We start from the raw sequence: 12,969 nt of genomic DNA, 5'->3' as shown, positions 1-12,969 counted from the left end.
CTACCTTGTTAATTTATCAAATACATCTATTATTTCATCCACCTTTTCTTCTCCACTATTGTTTAAAAAGGCCTCCTTTACACAGCTATTCAAATGTCCCTTTAAGATTAACATATTTGCCTTTCTTATCTGTTTTTCTGCTGCAATAATTTGATTTGAAATGTCTATACAGTATCTTCCCTCATCTATCATTTTTAATATTCCTTCAATTTGCCCTTTTGCAGTTTTTAAATATTTTTTTGCCTCTTCTCTTTCCTTATTCATAGCATCCTCCTTCCTCCCCCACCCTGTGGGGGTATTATTATAATAACATACATATTTATTTTTTTCAATATGTATAGTAAAAATAAATAGGTGGCCTTCGCCACCTATTGCAGATGCTTTAGATTTTCAAGCTGTTCTCTTCTATGCTCCTGTTTTTCCATTGTTTTTTGTAGGGTAAATTCATCCATATTGTGCTTATTATGGTCAAGATAATGCTCTGTATAGATTAGATTTTTTTCAATATTTTCTACTTCCCTCTTGTAAAAATCATCATCTTTACCATATGCAATAAGATTTCTTAAATGCTTAATCTGTTCCTCCCTCTGTCTTTGAAGTTCAAGTACATATTTAATCTCATCTAAATCAGTAATATTTGAATGCTCTTCAAGATGTCTCTCTGTTCTTGTATGTTTTTCAACTAAATCTATAAGCTGATCAATCCTTCTTGCATTAACTTCCTTCAAGCTGTCCTGTCCGTCACATTCATTATGATTATTCTTCATATGAGGCATATAAACACCTCCTTTTAGATCTTACTATTAGTTTGTATAAATTAAAACTAAATATGTCTTTAAAATTAAATCAAATATTCCAGCCTTTAACCTTAACAACATTATTTAAAATATTTGTTGCTTCTTTTATATCTATACCACTATTTAATGATAGAATAAGTCCAAAGATTGCAGATTTAGTCAACATCTTTGGCAAAAAGTTTATTTGTTGTTTATCTATAATCTTATTATCCTTTGATATCAAACTAAACCATTTATTGTTAATTGAAAAGGCTAAATTTTTGTATATTTTATCTAACTGCTTTATATTAAAATCTATTATTTGTATTCCCCTTGAGTTTTCTGACTTAAAGCATACTATGTTGTTTATTTTTTCATATATACTTAAAAGTCCTATTTCCTTTTTTACAAATTCAATGTCTTCATATCCTTTATCAATACATTGCTTTGCAAAACTATTACAGAACTCTTTAATTTCCTTTACCTTTGATTTTAATGGTCTACTTAATATAAGGTTATCTCTCTCAAGAAAATACAAAAATTTTTTATCCTTCTCAATAAGTTTATAAAAATTTTCAATAAAGCTTATATAATCAATTCCTCCAAAATCTCCTTCACCATAATATGTTAAAACATAATGTATATTATCGTGTCTTCTTTTTAATTCATATAGTATTTCTATATAGTTCATATAACACATATCTAAAAAGAGTAAATCCAATCTTTTTCTACAGTCTAAAAGAGCTTTATTTATGCTATAGCACATATCCTCTATAGGCATAACATAAGGAACATCAAAGGTTAAATCAGTAATTCCTCCAACAAAGGAAAAACCATGGGAGGCAATAACAAGTACATTATATTTTGCACTACAGCCATTTAATCCCCAACATATAAAATCATATAGTTCCTTGGGGTTTGCCATATTTCTTTTACCTAAATCAATATACTCTATATTTCCATCCTTTATGTGATACCTTTTTACACCAGTCCATGTATCTTTTGAATAGGATATATTTTCAAAGGGTCTTATCACCTTAACAAATTCTCTATCCTCCCTTCCAACCTCAACAAATAAATCAACATCCTTACATTTAAATTGCAAAAGCTTTTCTAATGAACTATATATTTCAGGTTCAATCTCATTATTTCCATCTAAGTAAAAAAGAACACATAAACTCTTCATATAAATTCCTTAAGCTTGCTTTATTTTATTATATGTATACTTATTAAAAAGTCTTCTAATAATTTAATATAATCTTATCCCATTCATCATAATTATATAAAGTGAATATAATAATACGAGAAATAATCCTAAAGGAGGTTATTATGGCACTATCTCCATCAGAATTTATAGTTAACCAGTCACCACAACCATTAAAAATTGTACTTGGTAAAGTTTCAACATTAAATCTTACCTTCTCTAATACAAGTCTTATAAATAGAGGCTACAACCTATATTTTGAACTTACAATTCCAGATGGTTTTTCTTATGAATCAAGTAGCATCTCTCCTACAGAAATTGTTAATAATTTAGATGGAACAAGTACAATAAAGTGGGTTAATGTTAAAGATCTTGCTCCTAATGAGATAAATTATACAGTTTCCGTTCAAATAAAATCCGATGAATACTTTAGAAACACTCTACTTCCTGTTCCCTTTGATATACCTGTACCAAATCTAACCCTAATTGCAAAGGTTGATACTCTCCCAAGAGGAAATGATGACCCAGGTAATGTAGAAATTATAAAAAACGTTTCAAACACTATAGTTCCTTTAAGATACAATTTAATTAAAAAAGGTCCTGGTAAGATGCCAAAGGGTGCAGGATTAATTCCAACACCAAATCCACTTTGGCCCTTCACCTACACGCTAATACTCGATAACAATACTCGTGAATCATCGGATATAACATTGATTGATAACCTACCAAACGGCATTAGATATCTAAATAATATTTCAGCAACCGGTCCTAATGCATCAAGTTTTTTAAACCCAACTGTCACAACTCCAACACCTTCTCCAAACTGCAAAAACTATACAGTAATAAACTGGGGAAATAAAACATTGTCTGCTGGAAGTACAAATACAATAAATTTTGATGTGGCAATATGGGATAATTATTCTACTTTATGTGTTGAAAATTCAGGAAGTAAAATACCTCATAATACACCATTAGTAAATACCGCAATACTTGATGGCCTATCTGGTCCTGTAACTGCAAACCTAACTACTATTGCAAAGGATATAACAATAGATAAGTCTATTATAGGCTCATCTATGACTGATGTAGGCCTTACAAATTCTTATAGACTGGTTTATAAAGTAAATCAATATGATAATGTAAACAATGTTGTAATTGAAGATATAATACCTGATGGAATGGAATATGTTTTGGGCTCTGCCAGTCCTTCTCCTTCATCTATTTTAGTAAATCCAAATGGAACAACTACACTTACCTGGAATTTAGGAACTCTCCTTGCCGGTACAACAGGCACAATAACATTCCAAACACTAACTAAATCAACCTATATAGATAACAGTCCTGTCGCATCAAACGACAGCCTAACAAATAGTTCAAATGTAAATGGAATAAATGCAAATACACTCTGGCAAACACCTGATAGTTCCTCTGTAACACAATACATCAGAAAACCTTATATTAAGAAACAAATACTTGGATACTACTATAAGGATGGTACACCAAAACCATATTCTGTTGCCTCTCCAGGAGATTTAGTTGAATTTTATATAGAGTATAATGCCTCAAATTTAAATGCAACCCAACTTAATATTGAAATAGATGACTATGTGCCTTATAATATGGGACCATTGCCACCTTCACCTATTACCTATGGTGGAAACCTTCCAGGACCATTTACACCTTATACTGTGTCACCAAATGGATTTAGATGGGCTTTGGGAAATTTACCCGGTAATACACTATGGACTGCAACCTTCAAAGTTCCTGTTTTAAATATACCTATTAATGCTGTTAAAAATAATCTTGCAAAGCTTGCAGGTAGAAATAGTTTAGAATTATCCTACAGCGATAGAGACCAAGTTTTAGTTAACTTTGGAACACCAAATATTGAATTCTATAAATCTGTTACAGGTCCTAATGTAAATGCAATTAAATCTGGCGAAGTTTATACCTATACAATAACAATAAAAAATACTCAAACTTTAGATAACTTGACAACCGATGCCTTTATGATGACTTTGACTGACGTAATACCTGATGGACTTGTGTATAACGGAAGCTATACTATAACAGGTACAGGAATTTATGACCCCCCAAACTTTGCAGGTCAAAATGTAACAATGCTAATAAAAAAACTTGCCCCTGGTGATAGTTTAACCTTTAGCTACGATGTATTAGTCACAAACTCTGTTGTAAGCGGTCAAGTTTATATAAATAAAGCCACTCTTACAAGACCTTATTCGCAAATGGATATGTCCTATCAATATGAAGGTGACCCCTTTGAAGACTCTACAATACTAAAAACTGAAAGGCTAAAAATAGTTAAAACCATATCCCCTGCCTACCTTAAAATTGGTGATATTGCAACCTATATGCTTGAAGTGACTATTCCAAAAGGAACTATTGCATATAATATTAAGGTTACAGACACTTATAAAACTCCTGAGCAGACCTATATAGGAAATGCAACACTAAATGGAAACCCAATATCTCCAACGGTTACGCCACCAAATGTAGTTTTCCCAACAATACCAATTGTGGATGCTACACAAAACGAAGTTAAACTACTTTATTCATTTGATGTTAGAGTAATATCTGCTGCCCATACTCCTCCATTTAGTGAAAACCAACCTAATACCGCAAAGGTTGAATGGGAAATAGATAGCTTAGGAACTCCTGCAATACCTGAATCAACAACTAAAAATTTAGTAGTTAGAACTCCAAATATAATTGCAACAAAGGAACAGAGAAACTATACACTAAATGGAACCTTTAGAACTACTGATTTAAGCTTCAACGTAGGAAATATTATAGAATATAGAATTACTGTAACAAACAATGGGCTTGAAACAGCATACAACACAGTTGTTACAGATGTATTAAATCCTCTTTTAAACTTTGTAGCAGGAAGCTTTAACGCAACTTTAGGTACTCCATCCTATTCAATGGGAACAGTAAGTTGGACTATACCTGAACTTCCCTTTGGCCAGTCTGCAACTTTAACTTTTAGAGTTGAAACTCTACCAGGCTTTGCTGCAAACTCATCAACTCCAAATAAAGCAACATTTATATATAATACCAATAACAATGGATTTGGAGTGGAATATAGTGGAAGTTCAAATACTGTTAACCTTATTGCTCCAAATTTAACTTTAGTAAAATCTGCATCGCTTCTTCAGGCAGAAATAGGAGATGATATCGAATACACCTTAACTGTTACAATACCTTATGGAGTATATGTATATTCCCTTAGAGCAAGAGATACACTGCCAACTGGTCAGATTTATATAGGGCCTGCAACAAGACAACAGGATGAAGGTCCTATTACACCTATAACTCCTTCTGTTGTAGGCCAAGTAGTAACCTTCCCAACAGAACCAGACCTATACTCCTATCCTAATGCAATAACAATTAAATATAGATTCACTGCAAGAGTAATAAGTGGAAACCATACTCCACCATTTACCCAAACACAACAAAATCAATCAAGAATAGACTGGGCACTTGTATCTGGAGGAGCTTTAACAAAAAATAGAACATCTAATCTAAATATAACTGTTAGAACACCTAACATTGTAATTACAAAAGAACAAAAGAACTATACACAGGGAGGAAGCTATACACAAAATGAAATAGCTGCAAATCCAGATGATATAATTTACTATAGAATAACAATAAATTCAAACGGCGCATCACCAGCTTATAATATAAACCTTACTGATACATTAGATTCCAATTTACAGTTTATTTCAATTATTGGAGCATCCGCAGGCACTCCGTCCTACTCTGAAGGTCCTCCAGAGACAATAACTTGGAATATACCAGTTTTAAATAATGGCTCTAATGCCACACTTGAATTTTCTGTTAAAATTAAAGCCCCAATTGCAGCATCAAGTTCAATTACAAACAAATCAACATCAACCTATGATTCAAACGATGTAAATCCAGTAACCTATACTGCAGATTCAAACACAACTAAAATAAATATACCTGCACTTACAATTACAAAGGAAGCTATGCCAAACCCTGCAAAGATAGGTGATGAAGTAACCTACACCATAACCATACCAATACCACAAAATATAGTTGCCTATAATTTAACATTAACAGATGTATTCTGTATAAAACAGGAGTATGTATTAGGTAGCTTTACAAGAAATACTATTCCTGTTACCCCAACAGTTGTAGGAAATACAATAACCTATCAAGAAACAGCACCCGTATATGGTCCAACAACACTCATATATACCTTTAAGACTATTGTTAGAGATGGAAAAACAACATCACCTTATACAGAAATGCAAAGAAATAATGTATCAATAAAGTGGAACTTAACCGAAGGTGGCCAATCTGCACCAATTGTTTCAACCTTTGTGGATGTTGAAGTTAGAAGCCCTCATATAAAAATTGAAAAGTGGCAAAAGAACGTAACAAAGGGCGGAGATTTTACTAAAAATCCTCTACTTGATGTTGAATCAGGTGATGAAATTCATTATAGGATAACAATTACAAATGACGGGCTATCTGATGCATTTAATATAGTAACAACAGATAACCTCTCAAATTATCTAACATTTTCATCAGTTGTTCCACCTGCACCAACAGGTACTGTAAATCATCCAACTCCTCCAACACCCGATGGAACAGTTACTTGGACAGAACCTACTTTAAATGTTGGTGAAACAAAAACACTTATATTCTCCTGCATAGTAAATTCTAACCCTACTCCAGGTGAAGCTGTTGAAAACTATGCTGAGAGCCTATATGATACAAATACAGTTAATCCAAAAACTTTAGGCCCTGTTAAGTCAAATATAGTAACCTTTAACTATGCTTACCCTGAAATAATAAAATCAGTAGATAAAGAAGCTGCACTTGTTGGAGAAGAAGTTTTATATACAGTAAATGTAAAGGTACCACTTGGAGTTAAGGTATATGATGTAACTATAAACGATATACTTCCAACAGAGCAGAGCTATGTTCCCTTTACCCTAACTAAAAATGGTATAAATATTGGTGCTGCAACTTTAACCTTCCCAGTTGAAAACGAAATAGATGCATCAATATCAGAAGTTAATATTGAATACAAGTTCAGAGCAAAAATAAATAGTATATCAACACCCCCTCAACAAGAACAAATAAATACTGTTACACTTGATTGGAAGTATACCCCACTTGGTCCAAGTGGACCACAAAAAACAGCAAATTCAACTATTTATGTGTCAAATGCAAACCTAATATTAACAAAATCCCAAAAGAACTCAATGACTAATCCATTTACAACTGATGATATAAAAGTTAATGTTGGAGATTTAATATATTATGAACTAAAGGTTTACAATCCAAACAGCTATGCACTTGTTGATGTAGTTGCAACTGAAATATTTGAAGAATTATTGTCATTCATTGAAATTATTTCAATAGATACAGGAACGTTAACTACAGAATCTGGTAACTTAACTTGGACTATACCAATAATTCCTGCAAATACTGAATATAAAGCAGTAGTTGCCTTGTCTATTAATTCAGGTGGACTCACAGGGCAGAGGATTCCAAATAAATTTAGTGCAACCTTTGGTATTGAAGGTATAACACCACTTGTTTACTATGGTCCAAAAACATCAAATATAGTCTATACTGTTTTAGGTGAACTTTCCGTTTTTAAATATGCTTCAAATGACAGTTTTAAAGTTGGAGATATAATAACCTACTTTATTGAAATAACCGTACCATATGGAACAAAGGCTAAAAATATAATGATTAAGGATACACTTCCTTCTAAACAGATTTATTTAGGACCTGCAAGTTATAACTCAACAATGTTACAACCATTGTTTTCTAATGGTGATATCGTATTTACTATTCCACTTGTTGATGCAACATTAGAGGAGAAGAAAATAACAATAACATTCCTTGCAAGGGTAATTGATGGTAATAACGAAGAACCATATATCGAAATTCAAAGAAATATTGTTAAAGTGAAAAGTGAAATAGACGAAGAAGGAACATTTGGACCTGAAATCGAAGAATATGTAGATGTTGAAATAACAAGACCATTTGTATTTGTTGCAAAAGAACAAAGAAATATAACACAAGAAACCTCATATACAACAGAAATGATATCTGTTTTGGCAGATGACACTTTAGAATTTAGATTGACTGTCCACAACTTTGGTTCATCACCTGCATACAACACTATAATTGAAGATGATATATCACCTTATTTAGAATATACAGGTTATTATGAAGCACCTATCGGAGCAGTAAATTACTCCTCTCTTTTAAGAAAAATAGAATGGGTAATTGATGAACTTGAACCCAGTAAAGTTTATTCTTTAATATTTAGAGTAAAAGTAATCGGTGGTATTCCTGCTGGTGGATTCTCTAAAAATAAAGGACGTTTTATTTACTCTACAAACAATACAACACCAATAACCTATCCTAAGGAGGATACAAACGAAGTTATTCAAAAATTCCCTGATATTGAAATAAGTAAAGTTGCAAATATATACTATACTACAATTGGAAGCATAATTAGATATACTGTAACCTTCAAGCTACCAAAAGGAACAAGCATAGTAAATGGACAGTTTACCGATATACTTCCTATAGGTCAAACCTACGTTGGAAATGCAACATTAATGGGGCATCCTATACAACCTGTTTTAGTTGAAGCACAAAAGGTTGTATTCCCTGTTGTTCCCTATGCCTATGCAGAAGAGGATGAATACTTTAACTATGCCTTTGATGTATTGATAAGTTCTGCTGTTCCTAATCCTATAACTTTAATTGACACACAACAAAACTGTGCTTATGGAGTATGGTATTTAAAACCTGATGAAATTGGTCCTGGAATTCAAACATGTACAAATGTATATGTAACTGATTCTGAAATAAATTTATTAAAAGAGCAGAGAAATAAAACAAAGGAAGGAGAATTTACAGCTAATGATATTATAGGTTCTCTTGGACAACTTGTTGAATATAGACTTGCTATAACAAATAGTGGACCACATCCAATTTATGAAGTTAAAATAAAGGATGTATTAAGCGATGACCTAAGATTTGTTGAGGTTGTATATTCTGAGGGAACAGTAACCCATACAGGAGAAACAAGCAATGGAACAGTGGATATCTATATTGACAGTATAGCTGTAGGAGAAACAAAGACCTTTATATTTAAAGTTAAAATATTAAGACGTTCTAAAGGAACTATAAAAAATAATGCTAATTTGACTTTTAAGTTATCTCCTGAATCTGAAACTGTATTCGAAGGAATTAAATCAAATACAACCACAATAAACAACCAAGGTTCTGGCAGCCGTGGAGTATCTGTTAAAAAGCTATTAGAATTAAATAATACTAACCTTGATTAACAAAAACCCCTGAACATCTTTAGATGCTCAGGGGTTTTTTAGCTTTTTATTCTACTAATTATTAATTTTAGATTTAGCATCCCTTTAAATAACCTAAATTTAACCTTATCTTAAATCTGTCTTATTTTAAAACAAATAACATTTAATTAGAGAATTCTTATTATAGGATGTGAGTTTATGCTATCTGCAACCCATAAATTAATAGGTAAATCTATTCTTTTGAATATAAAACAAAAATATAATATACCCATAAATGAAGAAAGCTTCTTAAATGGTTGTCTAAAGCCTGATTATTCTCTTCCATTCTTTTTTATACCACACTATAAAGAAAAGTCATTTAATTTTATAATTCAAATGATAAAGGACCTTATAAATTACAACCTATCTAATACTAAAAGTATAAAAAACTTTTACACTAAACTTGGTATTATTACTCACTTTCTATGCGATTACTTCTGTTATGCTCATAACAACAAAAAATTAGATAACATGTTTTTGCATTTAAAATATGAAAAAGCTCTCCACAGCCTTTATGAAGAACTTGTAATTGATAAAATAAACACTACATCTATTCAAAAAGTTTACTCCCTAGACAACCTTATAAATTTTATAAACAACATGCACTATGAATATATGATTATACCACCTTCTATGGAAAAGGACATCCTTTACGCATTAGAAGTATCAAACTATACCGTAAATTTTATTATAGACTATGTTAAAAACTGTAATAAATATAATGTAGCATAAAAAAAATATATGATATATAATATAATTGAAACATATCTATAGGGGGTAAACTTATGAAGAAAGTGGCTGTTGTTTTTAATGGCGGAACTATTACAATGAAAGTTGATCCAAAATTAAAAGCTGCTGTACCTAGCTTAAGTTCAGAAGAAATAATGGCGATGGTAACAGGTGTTGAGGGATTTGCTTCAATAGAAAGCTTCACATTTTCAAAACTTCCAGGACCTCATATGACTCCTGAAAAAATGCTGGAATTATCAAAATATCTAAAAGATATACTTGATAGAGAAGACATATGTGGCGTAGTTGTAACCCATGGTACAGACTCTCTTGAAGAAACTGCATACTTCTTAGATTTAACATTGAACACAGAAAAGCCTATAATTGTAACTGGAGCCATGAGAAACAGCTCTGAACTTGGATATGATGGACCTGCTAATCTTGCAGCATCAATATGTACTGCAATCTCAGAAGAAGCAAAAGGAAGAGGCGTTCTTGTATGCTTTAACGATGAACTATTCTGTGCAAGTGAAGTTACTAAGAGAAATTCAATGAGTTTAAATGCATTTCAATCACCTTTATTTGGGCCAATTGGAATTATAGACAGTAACAAGGTTATATTCTATCGTGACAGCATTAGAAAGCAGCATATCGAAATAGACAGTGTAAATGCAAATGTTCAGCTCATCAAATGTGTAACAGGTATGGATTCCACTTTAATAGATTACTGTATTGAAAAGGGAATAGATGGTCTTGTAATTGAAGGAATGGGAAGAGGAAATGTTCCTCCTAATATGGTACCTGGAATTAAAAGAGCAATCGATCTTAACATTCCTGTTGTAGTTGTTTCAAGATGCTTTGAAGGACGTGTTCTTGATAGCTATGGATATCCAGGTGGAGGACGCGACCTTAGAAACTTAGGTGTAATATTTGGAGATACTCTACCAGGTCAAAAAGCAAGAATAAAACTTATTGTTGCCTTAAGCAAAACGAGAAATATAAATGAAATAAAGAAGATATTTGAAATGGAATTGTATAATTAAAAAAGTGCCATTGATGGCACTTTTTTAATATGCTCTTCCCCAGTAAACCATATGCTTTGCTGGTTTACCACAGCATACACACTTGTCACTTAGAGTCTCTTGTTCAAATGGTATACATCTTGAAGTTGCACCTGTTTCCTCTTTTATCTTATCTTCACATGCTCTATCTCCACACCACATAGCCTTTATAAATCCTGGCTTATTTTCAACTATATCCTTAAATTCTTCCATATTTGTTGCTACATATGTGTGTTCATCTCTATTCTTTCTTGCCATTTCAAGCATGTTGTTGTGTATATCATCAAGAAGTTTTAATACTTCTTGTTCTAGGTTATCCATTGAAACTGAGATCTTTTCCATTGTATCACGTCTAACAAGAACAACTTGGTTCTTTTCTATATCCTTTGGTCCTACTTCAAGTCTTACTGGAACACCCTTCATTTCATATTCTGCAAACTTCCAACCTGGCATCTTATCAGAGTCATCAAGCTTAACTCTTACTACCTTTGAAAGTCTATCTTTTAATTCATTTGCCTTATCAAGTACTCCTTCTTTATGCTGTGCAATTGGAACTATTACTACCTGAATTGGTGCCACCCTTGGTGGAAGTTTCAAGCCATTGTTATCTCCATGTACCATAATTACTGCACCAATTAATCTTGTTGTAACTCCCCATGATGTTTCATGCACATATTGAAGTTGACCATTCTTATCAAGATATCTTATATTAAATGCCCTAGCAAAATTATCTCCAAAGTAATGGGAGGTTCCTGTTTGAAGAGCCTTTCCATCATGCATCAAGCTCTCAATTGTGTATGTTGCTTGAGCTCCAGCAAACTTTTCTTTATCTGTTTTTCTTCCCTTTATTACTGGAATTGCTAAAACTTCTTCACAATGCTGTGCATACACATTTAACATTCTAATTGTTTCTTCTTCAGCCTCTTCTGCTGTTGCATGAATAGTATGGCCCTCTTGCCATAAGAATTCAGTTGTTCTTAAGAAAGGTCTTGTAGTTTTTTCCCATCTTACAACAGAACACCATTGATTATATAGCTTTGGAAGATCTTTGTATGATTGAACTATCTTTGAAAAATGTTCGCAGAATAAAGTTTCTGATGTAGGTCTTACACAAAGTCTTTCTGCAAGCTGTTCACTTCCTCCATGTGTAACCCACGCAACCTCTGGAGCAAAACCTTCAACGTGTTCTGCTTCCTTTCTTAATAGGCTCTCTGGTATAAAAAGTGGCATATAAACATTTTCATGTCCTGTAGCCTTAAATCTTGCGTCTAAATCCTTTTGGATATTTTCCCATATTGCATATCCATAAGGTCTAATAATCATACATCCCTTAACACTTGAATAATCTGCTAGCTCAGCCTTCTTTACTATGTCAGTGTACCATTGTGCAAAATCTTCATCCATTGAAGTTATTGCTTCAACAAGCTTCTTATCCTTTTCATTTGCCATATTCTCTCCTCCTTTATTTTATGTATATAGTTTACTTTATTTTCTAAAACTTAAACTATAAACAAAAAGCCTCGAATCCCAAAAGGGACCGAGGCATGAATTCGGCGGTACCACCCTAATTAATATGCAAAAAGCATATTCTCTCAATAGGATAACGGTCAAACCGCTGCAGCCTACTTATATTTCGGTGCAGGACTCCGAGGTGGGTTCAAAATTAGTCCTTTAGGAATTCGCACCAACCATTCCCTCTCTGAAAAGGATCTAATTTTTACTATTCCTCATCATAGTCTTAAATATTGTGTTTTCTTTATTTTACCATATTTCATCATTTTTTCAATAGCTATATGATATCATTA

At 32.5% G+C, this 12,969-nt stretch carries 7 protein-coding genes and 1 other annotated feature; of the genes, 3 read left to right on the top strand and 4 right to left on the bottom strand.

The window, feature by feature from the left end; all coding sequences use genetic code 11:
* The 3 genes from TCEL_RS10930 to TCEL_RS10920 all read right to left on the bottom strand — a co-directional run bounded on the left by TCEL_RS10930 (position 1) and on the right by TCEL_RS10920 (position 1,962).
* Positions 1-264, bottom strand: coding sequence for a metal-sensing transcriptional repressor (locus TCEL_RS10930; protein ID WP_018664271.1), 264 nt, complete (start codon positions 262-264; stop codon positions 1-3).
* Positions 265-368: 104 nt separating this feature from the next.
* Positions 369-776 carry a hypothetical protein gene (locus TCEL_RS10925; RefSeq protein ID WP_018664269.1) on the bottom strand — a complete coding sequence of 136 codons (408 nt, stop codon included), beginning with the start codon at positions 774-776 and terminating at the stop codon, positions 369-371.
* A 70-nt stretch (positions 777-846) separates the two neighbouring features.
* Positions 847-1,962, bottom strand: a complete 1,116-nt coding sequence (locus TCEL_RS10920; protein WP_018664267.1) for a clostripain-related cysteine peptidase — start codon at positions 1,960-1,962, stop codon at positions 847-849.
* A gap of 143 nt (positions 1,963-2,105) precedes the next feature.
* Here TCEL_RS10920 and TCEL_RS10915 point away from each other — a divergent pair, with 143 nt between their 5' ends.
* From TCEL_RS10915 to TCEL_RS10905, 3 genes are all read left to right on the top strand, one after another.
* Positions 2,106-9,356, top strand: coding sequence for a DUF11 domain-containing protein (locus tag TCEL_RS10915; protein WP_018664266.1), 7,251 nt, complete (start codon positions 2,106-2,108; stop codon positions 9,354-9,356).
* Positions 9,357-9,533: 177 nt separating this feature from the next.
* Entirely contained in the window at positions 9,534-10,106 is a 573-nt protein-coding gene (locus tag TCEL_RS12910) for a zinc dependent phospholipase C family protein (protein ID WP_018664265.1), read from the top strand.
* Between the two features lie 53 nt (positions 10,107-10,159).
* Positions 10,160-11,146 carry an asparaginase gene (locus TCEL_RS10905; protein WP_018664264.1) on the top strand — a complete coding sequence of 329 codons (987 nt, stop codon included), beginning with the start codon at positions 10,160-10,162 and terminating at the stop codon, positions 11,144-11,146.
* Between the two features lie 24 nt (positions 11,147-11,170).
* On the opposite strand, the gene proS is transcribed toward TCEL_RS10905, so the two are convergent.
* On the bottom strand, positions 11,171-12,613 hold the full coding sequence (gene proS, locus TCEL_RS10900; RefSeq protein WP_018664263.1) for a proline--tRNA ligase: 1,443 nt from the start codon (positions 12,611-12,613) through the stop codon (positions 11,171-11,173).
* An 80-nt stretch (positions 12,614-12,693) separates the two neighbouring features.
* Positions 12,694-12,907: a binding site (T-box leader), on the bottom strand.
* Between the last annotated feature and the right edge of the window lie 62 nt (positions 12,908-12,969).

The sequence above is a fragment of the Thermobrachium celere DSM 8682 genome (genome assembly GCF_000430995.1).
Lineage (GTDB): Bacteria > Bacillota > Clostridia > Clostridiales > Caloramatoraceae > Thermobrachium > Thermobrachium celere.
This window is presented reverse-complemented; position numbering and strand designations above follow the sequence as displayed.

Bases quoted from the DNA above. Each gene is read 5' to 3' on its own strand.
- TCEL_RS10930 (WP_018664271.1), bottom strand. From the start codon at position 264: ATGAATAAGGAAAGAGAAGAGGCAAAAAAATATTTAAAAACTGCAAAA.
- TCEL_RS10925 (WP_018664269.1), bottom strand. From the start codon at position 776: ATGCCTCATATGAAGAATAATCATAATGAATGTGACGGACAGGACAGC.
- TCEL_RS10920 (WP_018664267.1), bottom strand. From the start codon at position 1,962: ATGAAGAGTTTATGTGTTCTTTTTTACTTAGATGGAAATAATGAGATT.
- TCEL_RS10915 (WP_018664266.1), top strand. From the start codon at position 2,106: ATGGCACTATCTCCATCAGAATTTATAGTTAACCAGTCACCACAACCA.
- TCEL_RS12910 (WP_018664265.1), top strand. From the start codon at position 9,534: ATGCTATCTGCAACCCATAAATTAATAGGTAAATCTATTCTTTTGAAT.
- TCEL_RS10905 (WP_018664264.1), top strand. From the start codon at position 10,160: ATGAAGAAAGTGGCTGTTGTTTTTAATGGCGGAACTATTACAATGAAA.
- proS (WP_018664263.1), bottom strand. From the start codon at position 12,613: ATGGCAAATGAAAAGGATAAGAAGCTTGTTGAAGCAATAACTTCAATG.